The 15,606-nt window shown below is 51.8% G+C and carries 13 protein-coding genes; 7 read left to right on the top strand and 6 right to left on the bottom strand.

The features are described from left to right. Positions 1-208 precede the first annotated feature (208 nt). From FBQ85_18050 to FBQ85_18030, 5 genes are all read left to right on the top strand, one after another. A complete protein-coding gene (locus FBQ85_18050; GenBank protein ID MDL1877038.1) occupies positions 209-454 on the top strand; it encodes a hypothetical protein in 246 nt (81 codons plus the stop codon). Beyond that, on the top strand, positions 438-872 hold the full coding sequence (locus FBQ85_18045; GenBank protein MDL1877037.1) for a type II toxin-antitoxin system VapC family toxin: 435 nt from the start codon (positions 438-440) through the stop codon (positions 870-872). The genes FBQ85_18050 and FBQ85_18045 overlap by 17 nt, the downstream gene beginning before the upstream one ends. A gap of 117 nt (positions 873-989) precedes the next feature. After that, positions 990-1,457, top strand: coding sequence for a (2Fe-2S)-binding protein (locus FBQ85_18040; protein ID MDL1877036.1), 468 nt, complete (start codon positions 990-992; stop codon positions 1,455-1,457). Between the two features lie 98 nt (positions 1,458-1,555). Further along, entirely contained in the window at positions 1,556-2,419 is an 864-nt protein-coding gene (locus tag FBQ85_18035; protein MDL1877035.1) for a xanthine dehydrogenase family protein subunit M, read from the top strand. Further along, positions 2,334-3,464, top strand: coding sequence for a hypothetical protein (locus FBQ85_18030; GenBank protein MDL1877034.1), 1,131 nt, complete (start codon positions 2,334-2,336; stop codon positions 3,462-3,464). Before FBQ85_18035 ends, FBQ85_18030 begins: the two co-directional genes overlap by 86 nt. A gap of 31 nt (positions 3,465-3,495) precedes the next feature. On the opposite strand, the gene FBQ85_18025 is transcribed toward FBQ85_18030, so the two are convergent. From FBQ85_18025 to FBQ85_18000, 6 genes are all read right to left on the bottom strand, one after another. After that, the gene (locus tag FBQ85_18025) at positions 3,496-3,882 is read right to left on the bottom strand and encodes a hypothetical protein (GenBank protein MDL1877033.1); all 387 of its coding nucleotides are present in this window, start codon (positions 3,880-3,882) and stop codon (positions 3,496-3,498) included. A 49-nt stretch (positions 3,883-3,931) separates the two neighbouring features. After that, positions 3,932-5,887, bottom strand: coding sequence for a hypothetical protein (locus tag FBQ85_18020; protein MDL1877032.1), 1,956 nt, complete (start codon positions 5,885-5,887; stop codon positions 3,932-3,934). A 360-nt stretch (positions 5,888-6,247) separates the two neighbouring features. Then, positions 6,248-8,905 (bottom strand): peptidase M14, encoded by a 2,658-nt coding sequence (locus FBQ85_18015; protein MDL1877031.1) that lies wholly within the window; start codon positions 8,903-8,905, stop codon positions 6,248-6,250. Between the two features lie 54 nt (positions 8,906-8,959). After that, entirely contained in the window at positions 8,960-9,967 is a 1,008-nt protein-coding gene (locus tag FBQ85_18010) for a threonine/serine dehydratase (protein MDL1877030.1), read from the bottom strand. 132 nt (positions 9,968-10,099) lie between these two features. Further along, positions 10,100-11,839, bottom strand: coding sequence for a hypothetical protein (locus FBQ85_18005; protein MDL1877029.1), 1,740 nt, complete (start codon positions 11,837-11,839; stop codon positions 10,100-10,102). Positions 11,840-12,067: 228 nt separating this feature from the next. Continuing rightward, positions 12,068-12,802, bottom strand: coding sequence for a fumarylacetoacetate hydrolase family protein (locus tag FBQ85_18000; GenBank protein MDL1877028.1), 735 nt, complete (start codon positions 12,800-12,802; stop codon positions 12,068-12,070). Between the two features lie 635 nt (positions 12,803-13,437). Here FBQ85_18000 and FBQ85_17995 point away from each other — a divergent pair. Then, positions 13,438-14,712, top strand: a complete 1,275-nt coding sequence (locus FBQ85_17995; protein MDL1877027.1) for a hypothetical protein — start codon at positions 13,438-13,440, stop codon at positions 14,710-14,712. 105 nt (positions 14,713-14,817) lie between these two features. Beyond that, the coding region (locus tag FBQ85_17990; protein ID MDL1877026.1) for a hypothetical protein at positions 14,818-15,606 on the top strand (789 nt) is incomplete at its 3' end.

Below are 15,606 nucleotides of genomic sequence, written 5' to 3'. Positions count from 1 at the left end.
ATTATCCTGACCCAGGTGGGGGAATTAAGTTGACCCTGGGTGGGGGAATTATCCTGGCCCTAAGGCAAGAAGGTGGGGGAATTGTCGTGGCCCCCGACACAGGAAGTATTTTATTTGCCTTTTCGAATTATTTTTTGTAACTCCAAGAGCATTTATGCCCATCGCTCGCATTTCATTCTCAGAATTTCTGAATCGCTTGAGGCCTATTATGGAAACACTTGACACCCGCGCAGATGAAATCGCGCAAGAAATCGCGAGTTGGGAGCTTGCCCAACAGGAAAATCTTCTGCAAAAGCTTGTGGATTTGAACTACCAACGCGGCTTAAAAAAGCTCTCCGAACAAATCCGGAAACGGCTGGCAGCAGAAAACAAGCTCGCTCAGTCGGTTGACGAAATTTTTGCCGAATTGGCGCAAACCAGAGAGGCTGTTGCCGCCGATGACTACAAGCGATAGCTGGATAGCATTCGACACGAACATCTATATTTTCGGTATTCGCGAGGAACCGAAATTTCCCGCTTGTGCAGAACTGCTTCAAAAAATCGGCGCGCTTCATCTTTACATACCTCGCCAAATTATTCGCGAACTCCAAAAAAATCTCCAGCCGAATGAAGTCCATGAGTTGTTCGGACTTTTTATGCGATATCCCAATCGTGTCAAAATCAACTGGCATCCAACAGCCCCTGCGTTAATCGAGAAATTTCAGGAATTGGGTTGCAAGTTTGGCGATGCTGTTGTGGCGGCGCATCTTGAGGCAGAAGGTGTGCGGACTTTGATCTCTGAGAATCGCCATTTTTTGACGGAGATTCAGGGTTTGCCATTTCGCATTCTAAATGCTGCTACGGCGATGCAAGAGTTGAGCCGCATCGATTGACATGCGATGAATTGCTACGATAATAAGATGTCGTATGTTCACTTGAATTGCTTCAGCAGCTTTACAAGACAAGCTGAATAACCGAATTTCGCCATCGCTAACTTCTTCACACAAAAAATGCCAATTCGCTTCCAAGTCAACAACAAATCTTACGATCTCGATTTGCCGCCAATGAAGCGCTTGCTCGATGTCTTGCGCGAAGATTTGCGTCTCACCGGCTCGAAAGAGGGCTGCGGCGAAGGCGAATGCGGCTCGTGTTCGGTGATCCTAAACGGTGAAGTCGTGAATTCATGCCTGGTGCCGTTTTGCCAGGTGGAGGAGAGTGAGATCATCACGGTCGAGGGACTAGCGCAAGACGGGCGTTTGAGCCGTGTGCAGCAGGCATTTCTCGAACACGGCGGCGCGCAATGCGGTATTTGCACGCCCGGCATGTTGATGGCCGCAACCGCGTTTTTGAATGAGCGCTTCAAGCCGTCACGCGAGCAGATCAAAGAGGCAATCGCCGGCAATCTCTGCCGGTGTACGGGTGATATGAAAATTTTTGACGCGATTGCCGCGGCAGCAGGCCCGCCGGAAAAAGTATGACTGGATAAATGGATTGATGGATCGTTGGATTGCACGATGACTAGGCCGCGCTGATCCACCAACCCATCTTGCAACTCTCGTAACGAGCAAAAAAGAAAATGATTTCCACCATAAAAACGCATTCGCCTAAAACCCTCGCTGAGGCTTACGCTATTCTCCAACAAGAACGAGAAGGCGTCAAAGTACTGGCGGGCGGCACGGATTTGATGGTGACGTTGCACGCGCGCGTCGAGCAGCATCCCGCGTATTTAAATATTTGGAAATTGGCAGAATTGCGCGGCATTGGCGAATCAAATGATATGATTCGCATCGGCGCGTTGACGACTTACACGCAAATCATTCGTTCCGCGCTGGTGCAGCAGCATGCGCCGATTTTGATCGAAGCGGCTAAACTCGTGGGCGCAACGCAGATTCAAAATCGCGGCACGTTGGGCGGCAACATTGTCAATGCTTCGCCGGCAGGCGACACGCTGCCGGTGCTGGCGGTTCTTGATGCGGTTTTGGAAGTGGGCAGCGCGCAAGGCACGCGCACAATCGCTTTTGATGAATTTTATACCGGCTATCGCAAAACCAAACTGGCGCCGGAAGAACTGCTGCTTGCAATTTATTTGCCCAAATCGGCAAAAAACGATTGGCAATATTTCCGCAAAGTCGGCACGCGGCAGGCGCAGGCGATTTCCAAAATCGTTTTGGCGCTGCGCGCGCAAAAAACGGCCGAACATGAAATCAGTTTCATCAAAATTGCCTACGGCAGCGTGGCGCCGACTGTGATCCGCACGCCGCAAACCGAGGCCTTGCTAAACGGAAAACGGCTGACCGAGGCGTTGATCGAACAAGCCGGGCAAACGGCTATGCAGGAAGTCCGGCCAATTACGGATGTACGCTCAACTGAAGACTATCGCCGTCTCGTTTCTGGAAACATTCTCAAAAGGGCTTTATATGAATTTTGGCAAAGCGCTTAATCTCGCCGCTGGTTTGCTCATTCTTGTCGCGTTCTTACTTCTGGCTTGCGGCGGCGAAAAATTTCCGCTGCCGCAACAACCGGAGGAGGGCGGCGGCTCGACCATCGTGAGCGATACGACTTACATTCAACTTCGCCCGGTATGGGATGCGGCCGCAGGCTACAGCTTGAATCAACCGCAGGATATTTTGATTGGTCGCGAGCCTTTGATTTATGTTGCCGACACCGGTAACGATCGCATTCTTATGCTCGATTTGGCAGGCAATATTCTCGGCCAGTCGCAAACCGTCGACAATCCTGTGGCGCTGACGCAAGATTCAAAACTGAATTTGCTGATCGTAACAGACAGCAACAAAATCCATCGCATCAACTTGACGGCGGTACAACATCAAATTGCCGCGGCGCCGGTGGAATTGGTTTTTGAAGAAGTCGACAACCCCGACCGGCGCTATACCGCAATCGCCGCCTTGTTGACGAGTACGCAGGGGCGCGGTACAATCTCCTACTTTGTCACGGCAACCGGCGGAGACAAGAACGACAACCAGGTTCTGATTTTTCCGGAAGGTTTTCAAGTGAGAGTTCCAGACGCGATCAACCTCGAAGCGAACGGTCTGGGCATTTTGTCGGCCTCGAGTCCGAGCGGGATTACAGCATTGCGTGATTTTTCTGGAGATTTCATTTTTTGCATGATCGGCCAAAACTCTTTCAAAGTGCAATGGCTGACGCCCGGCGAATTCGGTTACGCCGCGCGCTTGAACCCGGCGGCAGGAAACTTCGATCTCTTTGCGATTGACAAATTTGCCCAGCCGGAGGATATCGCGCTGGACTCGGAAGGAAACATTTATGTGATTGATGCGGAATTGAACTATTTATTCAAGTTTTCTGCGGCCGGCGAAGAGCAGCAATCGTTCGGCAGGGCCGGTGCGGGCGAAAAACAATTTCAAAACCCGCGCGGGGTGGCGTTCTTCGATCAAACACTATATGTCGCCGATACCGGCAATAATCGCATTGTACGATTTAAATTGTCTACCGATATCAGCCAATAGTAGGCATGAAAATAATCTCAAAGAGAAATCTTCATGCGCTCAACAGTGTCAACGCAAAAGCTTCCGCGGCTTGCTCTTGCTCAGAGCGGGTCAACTGCGGCGGCGGGTTAGAAATGGCTTGGCACAATTTATAACCGGAGGCATGCAGGCCGTGAAAGACTTCATGGCTGCAAACCAAACGCAGGCCGAATTGTTCGTCGATAAAAATCCGCCGCAACGCTGAGCTAAAAATACGAATGATGCGCTTATCCCCTTCCCAAACGGCCACCCGGCGCGGCAAAAAATAATTCAGCGAATCTTGCTCCTCAATAATCACCTGCCAACCGCAGGCCTGGGCAATGCGAAACGGGTCATTACCCAGCATTGCGAGCATCGCTTCCCCCACAAATTTTCCCCATTGCACGGAATTCATTTTCATAGTGACTCAATCATGCGCGGCGTGATTTGTTATCGAAAATCGCAGCCCTTCACAAGACATCGGAAGACGTCGTTTCAGTCGAGGAGTGTGCAGCGGTTCCCGGCTCTTTGACCGGCTTCAGAAGGCCGCCCATCTTACTAAAACCCCACGCGATCAATAAAACAATAATTACGAGAGCCGTGCCATACAGAAAAATCGGCTTCCAAAAATCAACTCGCATCAGATGAACCACGATCGTTCCCAAAATCAACCAGGGCAGCGCAATCATCATGCTTTGCAACGGCGCAGTGAACGGCAGGCGGGTTCCTGGACCGACATTCTGCGCGCTGTAATTCGGCGCGCCGTGAGACCCTTCTCGCGGAGCCATTTTGTATGAATAACGGTGATTGAAAATGACGTCAAAAATGATGCTGATGACTTCAGCATGTTCAAAATAGGCCGAGTGACTTTTTACGGGATCCGGAAAGTAATAGCTGGAAATTTCAAAATTATCCACTTTGAGATCGGGCAGCAGCTTGTTGCAGGGTGTTTCCAGCGAGCTGCTGACTAAGTCGGCGCGATCCCAAATATTAATCCAATGGATATGCGGTTTACGATTCGAGGCAAACGGCACTTCACCGAGATCGCCGCGCACTTCTTCGACCACACGATTGTAGCGATGATGCTTGCCTTTATGGCTTTCAAAGAAATAATGAACTTTGTCAATCGGGCTGCCCAGCGTAATGAAATGCTCGATTTTATGCAGCGGCAACGGGCCGCGCAAGGCTTTGGCTCTATCGTTGTGGCGCGCACGATTGTATCGTCCCAACTCCAACAGCGTATCGTGCGCGATCGTCGTTCCCAGACTATGGCCGATCACCACGACGCGTTCGCACGCCTCATCGAGCAGAACATGCGCCATCGTATCGAATGCGCCCTTCAGCACTTCTTTACGCTTTCGATATTTTTCATTTGTTTCTTCATAGGTCGTCCAAAGCTGCACATCGCCGACATAATCGCGCAAGAATGTGCGCACGAGAACCAAGCCCAGCAATGTAAACAAGCTGAGCGCGAGAATGACGTAAAAATCCGGGCGGCTAAAAACTTGACTCCACGGCGCATTGTTCTGCAAGCCGAAAATCTGCAGAAAAAAGGAATTCACTTTATCGATATCGATGCCGATGCTATCCGCAAGCCCGATCTCTTTGAGCAACAACACAAGGCCGGCAAGGGCAAGGCCGCTGACGCCGACAGCCGCCACGGCCGCAGCAAAAACGGCAATAAGCATCACCGCAAAAAACGTCAGCAGCATAGCAAACGTAAACATCTCGGCACGATTGTGAGAGCTGCGCCATTCTTTTGCAAGCGCTACAATGCGGCCGCGCAACGCCGCGCCATGATTGTTCTTGTTATGCTGGTCGCTCAAGAACGCCAAAAAATCACGAAAACCGCCTTTGGGATATTTTTGACGAGCCGCCTGCCCCTCGAACGCATCATAATCCTCCAACAACTCGTGCAGATCGCCATGCTGATACGCATTCTTCCCGCCTTTTTCATGATCCGCCCAGAGGCGAAACAATGCGGAACGTTTGACGCGCGGCCGCAAGCGCCAGGGCGTTTTTCCCATGCGCACCGGCGTGGCAAGGCGGGCCAGCACCCACTTCACAACTTCTTTTGTTGAAATCGCGCCCGCCATCAAAGGCGCCCAGTAGACTTCATAAAAACGAAATTTCGGGCGCTGATTGTCCTTTATATGTGTTACTCGCAGATAGGAAACATCATCCGTGCGCCCGTTACGGCACGTTTCCAGATAGGCTTTGATCTCCCGCAGTAAACCTGTCTTTCGCTGTTCATGATTCACGCCCGCGTAGTGATCCAAACAATCCACCAATCGGCTCACTTCTTCATAGCGGCGCTGGCTGCCCATGCCATGAAAATAAACGACCGCGGTGTAAGGCGCCGGGGATTCCTCGGACTTGGCTTGCTTTTTTTCTGCTGCTTGCGCTGTTTCTTTTTTTTGATCCATATGACGGTTCGCACACTGATTTTAATTATTCAATTGGCCGTAACACTTTTGATTGTAACCGATCACCCTGCTCCATCCTCGGTTTGAGCGAGTTTTCAAGGCTCGAAGAACTCCCGTTTTTTGATACAACGGTCGAGCGGCTGTAAAAACAATATCACCCAATAACCCGCCTGCGGACAGGTAATAAGGGATACCGAAATAATTTACTCATTTCCTCGAAACCGCGAATATACACTAATAAACGCGAATTCGAAATATATTAGCGCACATTCGCGTTAAGTAGCGGCAGCAGGAATTGGGAGGCGTTATTTGAATGGCGTTGCTAAATAGACACTGCACACAACAGAAATTCTCAACAATTTATTCGACGCTGGACGCGGGATTATCCGCAGCGCTGATTTCAGCGGCGGCGTACAGCAGACTATTGAAGACCAGCTTAAACGTGCCCCACGTTTGTCCGCGATGTTGCGGCCGGAAACCGAACAATAAAACACGGCCTCTGCCCAAGGCTATCTCCGCCAGCGCTGTTTTACCATGAAGCTCTGAATGGCCCTGCAGCCATCCGCTTAACAACGGATTCTGCTGCGGGTAGGCGATCAAGCTCACGGCTTGACGATCATATAATTTGAATGCCGGCGAATTCGCAAAGAACAATGCGACTTCGCGCGGCAAGCCATAAATCACCGGATGCTCGGCGTCAACCAAACCTCGCAGAATCGAGCCGGGCGCAGAAAATTGCGAACCCTTGAGCGATTCCAGCACATTCACGGCGGGCAAAGCCCAGGCATCAATAAACAATTTTGTGGCGCTATCAAACACCAGCAAGCTTCCTCCGGACTCGACGAATCGCCGTAAATTTCGCAAACCGACTTGGCCAAGGCCGCCGCAAAATTCTGGCGGATAAACCTGACGGTTATCACGCGCCTGCGCAATGTGGCCGTGCAGGATCACGCTATCAGCCTGATCCGGAATAATAATCGCATCGAAATTTTCTGCAATATCACCGGCGCGCAGATCAGCGTCCCACAGCGTTTGATGTTTGAATGCAAAATCATCCAATACATAACGCGTCCAACCTTCGTCTTCGGCTGGAACATAACTGCGATAAACCGCCACCCGCGGCTGCTGTAACCGTTGCGTCGGAAATGATGAAGATGTTACCGGCACGACTGCAAGCGTCAAATCTCCGGCGAGTTTTTTTAATTCATTCGCTTGAAGCTGTGCACGCGGTACAAGAAACTGGCCCGCAGGATATGCCTGCCCCTGATCGGAGAACGCTTTTGTATTCCAATAAATTGACTTGCCTTTATCGAACAAACGATTGATCAGAAGATAGGCGTCGGAATTGCTCGAGGAGAAAAGGTAGTACTGCGCCTCGCTCAAATTGGAATGAGAAGACTCAACAGAGAAGAAGATTCTTGCAGCAGATGGCATCGTGAAGAAATTCATCGTGTCCGCTGCAACATCAAAACTTTTTTCCAGCGCCATCACTTCAACGCCCATTTGCAGGGGCAATGTCCATCCCGTTACATCGTACGGGCGCTCCGGCGCTGCCTCCGGCGAGGAACGCCGGATGGGATAATTCTGTTTTTCCATGAGGGTGACAATATTCGCGCGATAGGGCTGGCGCAAATCAATCACGCAAGCGCCCGCAGGAAAACGCATACCCTCGGCGACAAAGCTTTCGCGCGCGCGCAGAATTTCCGTGCCCTGCCACAACAAAATATCGAGCATCTTCTGCGCTGCCGCCGGATCGGTTTGCTCGCGTGGAATGAGGTAAGCTGCCGGCTGCTCTTGCCGGCCTTTATTAATGGCGCGCAATCCAACGTGATAGAAATTCCTCAGCCAGAGATCACGATAGCGCGCCGCCAAAGTCAACACGGAATTGCAGGCGGTGAGATTGAGATCAACAATGTCGCGCAGCCGCCACGCGCCGCCGGGCCACGGCTCGGGAAAATTCGTTTGAAATTCACGCACATTTTGCAAACCGCGCCCGGCGCTGGTCAGCTCCTCAGGCCGCAATGTGATGGGCGTCGCGATTTTTACGCTGGCGGCCTCGCTCAGCAAGCCGACGGTGTTGTGATAATAAGGCGCGGTGCGCATGCCGCCGTGCCACCACATGTCATAAATCGCTTCAGTCGCAATGCCGGTAAAGCCGGCCGCGGCGAGATCGGTCGACATATGGCCGCCAATCATCATAATCTCGCGCAAAATGAGAGGATCGATATTGGGATGCGAGACTTCATAAAACGGCGGAATGACGAAACGCGGTCCGTTGCGGCCCATTTGATGCAAATCATAAACGATCTGTGGAAACCATTTGTGATAAAGCAAAGCTGTGAGGGCGCGGGTTTCCGCGAGATTGAGCATGAACCAATCACGATTGTTATCGTGGCCGGCGTAGCTTTGATAAAGCCACGGCGGCGCGCTGCCTTCATAGGGCGTACCGAGCTGCTTTTCATACCAATCGACCACGAGTTGAATGCCATCGGGATTCGGCGAGGGCACCAACAGTGTGACGACGTTATTGAGAATTTCAAGTGTCGCCGCGTCATTGTTTGAAGCGAGATGATGCGCCAATTCCAGCGACATCTGGGACGCTGCAATCTCCGTGCTGTGAATACTGCAACTCAGCATCACAACGGTGCGGCCGCGTTGCACAAAATTTTCGAGAGAGTCTTGCGGCATTTTGCGCGGGTCCGCCAACGCCGCTTGGATGCGCAGAATATCCTGCATACGACGAAAATTCTGCGCCGAGGTAATGACGGCCATGATCATGGGCCGGCCTTCGGTACTCTTGCCAAATTCGACGACTTGCACGCGCTCGCTGCTTCTATCGAGCATTTCAAAGTAATGCGTGATTTCTTTCCAATCGACGAGTTTACGGTCGGCGCCCATTTGAAAACCGAAGACGGCCTGCGGGGAAGGCATCTGCGCATAAATTGGGGCGAGATCAAACAGGAGAAAAACGAAGAGTGAAAGGGTGGGATTTGTTATTAGCTTTGCCGGCCAATTCATTTGTGCATGCCTTGTAAACAAAAATGGCGGTCAGATCACTATTGACTGTTGCTTTCAAAATTTGGAAGTAAAAATCGTTTCGCCGCGTTGCAGATATTCCGCAAACTTTTGCGTTGCCAAATTTGCGCCGCAAACGATTAACCCCACTTTCCTGCCCGCAAGCTTTTGGCGCAGCGGCCCGAGCAATGCCGCCGTTGAGGCTGCGCCCGCCGGCTCAACCGCCAATTTCATGTCGCGATAAAGCAAATACAGCGACTCGCACAACTGATCATCATCGACGCGAACCAATTCATCAACGAATTTCCGGCATAATGCAAAACTGTAAGGCGCGGCATGCGGTGCGCCAAGACTATCGGCAATTGTCGTGACTTTTTCAATGGCCTCAGGCTTGCCGGAGGCGAAACTGCGATGCATCGAATCCGCGCCCAACGGTTCGACGCCAAATACCTGGCAATTCGGAAGCATTTGTTTCACGGCCGCAGCAATGCCGGCGCAAAGCCCGCCGCCGCCAATCGGGACTATGACGGCATCGAGTGCCGGGCATTGCCGGCAAAACTCCCAGCCCACGGTTGCCGTGCCCAACGCCACCTTAGGCCCTTCAAACGGATGAATAAATGTTCTCTCTTCCGCTTGCTCGATCAACTTTACCGCATCAAATGCAGCATGCACATCATCGACCAATACCACTTCTGCGCCGTATGACCTGCACAGCGCGATACGAGTTGCATCCGAGCGCTGAGGCATGACGACTTTAGCCGTGGTCTTGAAGACGGAGGCGGCATAACCCACAGCGGCGGCGTGATTGCCGGCGCTCACCGCCGTCACGCCGCGCGCCAGTTGTTCCGGCGATAAGGCAAACATTGAGGTAAGCGCGCCGCGCGGCTTGAAGCTTCCGGTGTGCTGCCATAATTCCAATTTGAAAAAAATTTCCGTGTTTTCGCCAAACAACCGCTGTGCGCGCTGACTCTGCCATTGCCAAACGGGCGTTTCAATGATGAGATTCCCCAATTGCTCGCGGTTTTTCTGAATAGCTTCGAGGGTGGGATAAGTATCGCTCAACATGAAAGCCAAAGCTCCTGTTGGTCGAAGTGTTGAAAATCGAGGATAACATCGAGGATTGAGGATAGAGATTATAAACTCATCTAAAGAGTTTTCAATTTCTTCTATCCTCAATCGTCGATCATCAAATCCAAACTAGCGTTTGCGCCGGCGCAGCAACCAAAGCGGAATCAGGAAGAAGGCAAGATTCAGCGGAGTGCCAAGCGCAAATTCCGTGGAAGCATCCGCGCCCTTGAGCGACAACGCCTGGCTGCCGCAACAGCCGCCGCCGTCACCGGGATCGGGTTGACTGCTGATCGAAAAACTGTACGTCGGACCAAGCGTGCGATTGCCAAGATTATCGGCAGCAAGCACCATGTAATTAATCACGGTGTTCATCGGCTGTCCCGGAATATTGGCAGCATACATATCCGGCGCGCCGGTTGACGGCATATTCAACGTATCTGCGGCGCCGCCGTTGAGGGTGTAAATCAGGCGCACGCTTGCAACGCTGCCGTCATCGACCACACCGGTTTGCACGGTGTATGGCCCGGCTGTGTTTGTGGTGTTGCGCCAATCCGTGGTCAAACCGATGAGCGGATTCGTCGAGAGAGAATTCGCGACATTCAAACGGCCGCCGGTTGCCATGCGATTGAGGAATGCCGATTTGCGTTCAACGCCGCCGAGCACGCGAATGATAACTTGTTGCGTTGTTAACGTGGGATATTTGGCCCACACCAATGCGAACGCGCCGGAAACATGCGGAGTCGCCATGCTGGTGCCGCTCAACAATTGATAGCGGCCCAACGGCCGGCAACTCAGGATGCTCGAACCGGGCGCGGCAAGATCGACAGAGGAACGGCCATAGTTCGAGAAACTCGACAGATTATCGTTGCGATCAGAGCTGGCAACGGCGACCACGTTTGCCACCGTGTAATTCGAAGGATAACTCGACGTGTTATCATTATTGAGACCGTCATTGCCGGCCGCCGCCACGAAAATCGCGCCACGTTGCTCCGCGTATTTGATGGCGTCTTCCAGCGTTCGTGAAGCTTCACCGCCGCCCCAACTGTTACTGAGAACTTTCGCGCCATTGTTCGCGGCATAAATGATGGCTTCGGCGGCATCGGCCGTGCTGCCCGAGCCGTCTTGCCCCAAAAACTTCAAGGCCATCAACTTCACGCGCCAATTTACACCGACAACGCCTTTGCCGTTATTGCCCACCGCGCCCACCGTGCCTGCGCAATGCGTGCCATGGTCGTTATCGTCGTAAGGATCATTGGTGTTGAAAATAAAATTCCAGCCGCGAAAGTCATCGACATAGCCGTTGCCATCGTCATCAACGCCGTTGTTGGAATTGGCGCCGCTTTCGCTGGGGTTGATCCAGATATTATCCTTTAAATCTTCGTGATTGTAGTCAATGCCGGTGTCAATGATGCCGACGATAAGATCCGGATCACCCGTTGTGATATCCCAGGCTTCCGGCGCATCGATGTCATTATCGTTTGATTGGTGCATCGCATACAAATCGCTGAAGCGATCATCGTTCGGAAAAACTGGCGGCATCGCCGGAGTTTCTTCGAGGATGTACAGGCGGTAATTCGGCTCGGCATATTCCACCTCGGATTGATTCCGGCAGGCCTGCAAAACCGCGTCCATGTTTCGCCCGGCCGCCACCTTGCCCAGCACAAACTGATCGTTTGCAAAGGCTCGGACCTGAGAAATGCCGGTTTCCGCAAGAATCGTTGCGCTGCGCGCACCCGGTGTTTTGTATTTGATAATGACTTCACCCGGAATGACTTGCGGCTTGTTGCGCAACGAGGGCTGCGCCGGTGATTCTGCAAAAGCAGCAGCGAGAATCGCCGCGACCAGCACGAACAACTTAACCTCCTTCATGTGAAATCCTCCTTGATTAAATTTTGGATTGAAGCGATAACATACTTAGGATCGTCATTTATTTCTTTAAACCGCTAATCAACGCGAAGGGCCGCTAATGCTTTTTAATTCGCGATGATTCGCGTGTATTCGCGGTGGAAGATTGAGAAAGTTATTTGACTGTCGATCCTTAGCATGCCGGAAGGCATACTTCTCCTGAAACGAACCGGCGGATTTTTTCTCACTTTTTTAGATAACCGGATTCACCAGATCGCCGAAACCCGTGATGCTCGCGACCATGGTATCGCCGGATTGCAGCGGGCCAACGCCTTCCGGCGTGCCCGTGGCGATGATGTCGCCAGGTTGCAGCGTACAAAAACGCGAGAGATAACTGATCAATTCGGTGACGGGGAAAATCATATCCGCGGTCGAGCCGCGTTGGCGGGTTTCGCCATTAATGGTGAGTTTGAGCTCGAGCGCTTGCGGATCGGCAACACAACCGGCCGGAATGAGATAAGGTCCGATGGGACAAAAGGTATCCAGATTTTTGGCGCGAAACCAGGGCAACCCGGCAGCGGTATCTTTCTTCTGCAACTCGCGTGCGGTGACATCATTGAGAATGGTATAACCGGCGATGAAATCTCGCGCAGCGTTGGCCGCAATATTTGCGCCCGTTTTGCCGATAACAACGGCCAGCTCGGCTTCATGATGAATCGCGCCGAGATTTTTGGGCAGGCGCACAGCCTCCTGGTGCGGAATCATCGCCGAAGGCGATTTGCCAAAGACAATCGGCTCACTCGGCAAAGGGTTTTTCAATTCCGCGGCATGTTCGCGATAATTGCGCCCGATACAAAGTATCTTCTGCGGTCGCGCGATCGGAACCTGAAACGTATACGGCTCGCTTAAAATCAAATCGTGCAGCGGCCGGAACTCCCGCAGCGTCGTGAAAACTTCATCGAACGTTTCGGCGTGAAACACATCCATTTCGAGCATCACTTGCAGGAAATTGAATTGCGGCGCTTTGTTTTTGAGTTTGATCTGCCGGAACAAATCCCATGCACGTGAGAAATTGTAAGTCGTGTAGGGTTGCGGTGAATTCGGCTCACGCCATTCCACGCCGATCATGGGGAGGTTGCTTTTATCGAGGTAGGCAAACGCGCGGGTCAAGGGGTAATCCTTATTTGCAATGTCACTCGTTAAGCCATCATTTGAAACGGGTCCGAGGTCCAGCCTATTCCTCAGGCCGGCCTATGGTAGCAACAAATGCCAAAAAAGGCAAGCTTAAAGTTGAGCTCATTGATTCTGCTAAAAAGTTGTGCCTCTGTCTTGTGTTTTATGTGAGGTTGATTGTGGCGGTGTATTTGTTCTCGCGATATTCTCCGGAATATCAAACTATCAGTTTTGTGTTTCTCAGCTTTCATTGTGAAACGAGTAGAGTTAGAAGTTTGGCCTTGAAAATGGCAGCCAGCCAGCCTACTTTCTCGTGACAAGAAGTGCCGGGTGGCAAACCTTGACCAAATTTTTCGGGTTGCAACGGAATTGGCCCGACGAGTTCATGCCGACACAAACATTGCGCCATGTTTCATCATCTAGAGTCCGTCTCAAATCGTCTTCCCCTCGTGCTCGTAATTTATTTTTGTATTCAGCTTTTTTATATCACTTTCCTCCCTCTGCCTTTTCAAAGCGACTCCCTCGAACATTTACGGCTGGCGCGAGAATGCCTTGAAGCGGGCGGGCTATATCCCTTGCCGCATCATCGTTTCGATGATTATATTTTGGCGCCACTCTACATTAATTTTTTGATCGGGTTGTTGAGCATAAACAACTCAACGACTACCATCCTGCTTGCAAACCTCGTGTTAAATTTTCTGCAATTGTTTTTGCTTTACAAGATTTCAAATCAACTGCTGGCGCAAGAAAACTGGGCAAGACTCGCTGTCATCCTCTATGTTTGTTATCTCACCAATCTCGGCTTGGTATTATTGAATCTCACGGAGCTTGCGTTCGGTGTATTGAGCCTGGCCAGCTTTCATTTTTACCTACGCACTCAAAAACGCGATGCCGGCTTGGCGGGCGCTTTTTTGGCGCTGGCGACTGGCGTGCGGCCGTTCGGCTGGGCTTTACTGCTCGCTTATCTCTCGATTTATTTGTATCACGGCACACGCTGCCAGGCGCAGCATGCCCGCATGATGTCTCTCCTGCTGGGATTTTCTCTCACGATTGCCGCCATGGGGTTTACCACCAAAAGCTATTTTGGCGATTTCATTTTCACCTCCACCACCGGGCCATCAAACCTGTTGATGGGCGCGAATGAGTTTGCCAACGGCGCGTACAACAAAAAAGTTTTTGAGCCGGGCAATCCTGGGTTCATTCCCGAGGGGGACTCCAAAACCTATATCCAAAAAGGCGAGCTTTGGATGCAGGAAGCCAAGTATTGGATTCAAACCCACCCGCTTTCATGGCTCAGACTATTGCCTCTCAAATTATTGCACCTCTTCGGCCGCGATGATTGGGCCGTCAACACACTGACACACAGCAATGACTGGAGTCTCTATCATCTCGGCAAAATCATTTTCCAAACTAAAGGTGTTTCCGGAATTCTGGCGGGCGAGTCTTTGGGGTTTAAATTGGGATTTGCGGCATTACAAATCATACATCACATCTATTACTTCGGCATGCTGGCGTTGCTACTTCATCAACTTTATTTTCTTCTCAAGCACAAACACAAGGAAGAACTGGGAAAATTTGCCGTCATTTATTTGTCCGCGCTCTACGGCATCGGCATCAATCTCATGACGGTGGGCGATCCCCGCTACAAGTATCCTTACATGATCTTCGGCATCATGACGCTGCCGCCGGCAATCGCACGCTGGCGTGCATCATTAAAGAAATGACACAGGCGCGCGGCTTTGCCGGAAATTCCGTTTGACTTTCGTTGCTTCCCTCACTATTTTCACCGCATTATTTAGGACCTTGCACCTCATTCGTGGGACACACACGTGCTCATCTCAGCCGCATTGCTGGTTATCCTCGTCGCCTGCGTCATATTGATGTACCGCAAGCGCCTTTCCGCGATGTTGGCTTTGCCTTTACTGGCGCTGCTGTTCGCCATTGTTGCGGGCATCCCGGAAGATTATCTCCTCAATCACATTCTCCAACGCGGCCCATTGCAAGTCGCCCCGGCGATCATGGCTTCAATTTTTGGCGGCATTCTCGCAATGTTCATCAAAAATCGCGGGGTGGTGGAGCTGATGATTCGCTACACCGCCGAGCTGGTCGGCGACCGCCCGCTCGTGCTCGCGCTGAGCCTGATGTTCATCACAGCCGCAATTTTTACGACCCTGGGCGAACTCGGCACCGTCATCATGGTCGGTTCGATCATTCTGCCCATCATGCTCCATGTCGGCATCTCACCAGTGACTTCGGCTGCAGTAATGCTGATCGGCCTGGCGATGGGCGGCATGCTGAATATTCGCAATTGGCAGCTCTATATCAATGTGCTGGACTTGACGCGCACCCAGGTGCGTGATTTCGCCATTATCATGGTCGGTTTGTTTGCGCTCTTCGGCATTGTTTTTTGCGTGTGGTATTTGCGCGCCAGCCAACTCCATCGCTTCTTTGCCGAGCCGCAAGCGCCCGTCAAACCGCCGTTGCACCGCTTGGCGCTGCTCTCGCCTATCACGCCGTTGCTATTCGTGTTATTTTTGGATTGGCCGATCGTGCCGGCGTTCATCGTTGGTTTGCTCTTTGCGATACTCGCCTCCAGCACGGAAGGAGAATTGGCAATC

The sequence above is a fragment of the Cytophagia bacterium CHB2 genome (assembly GCA_030263535.1).
Lineage (GTDB): Bacteria > Zhuqueibacterota > Zhuqueibacteria > Zhuqueibacterales > Zhuqueibacteraceae > Coneutiohabitans.
The sequence above is the reverse complement of the archived record's forward strand: the minus strand, read 5'-3'. Positions and strand labels throughout refer to the sequence as shown.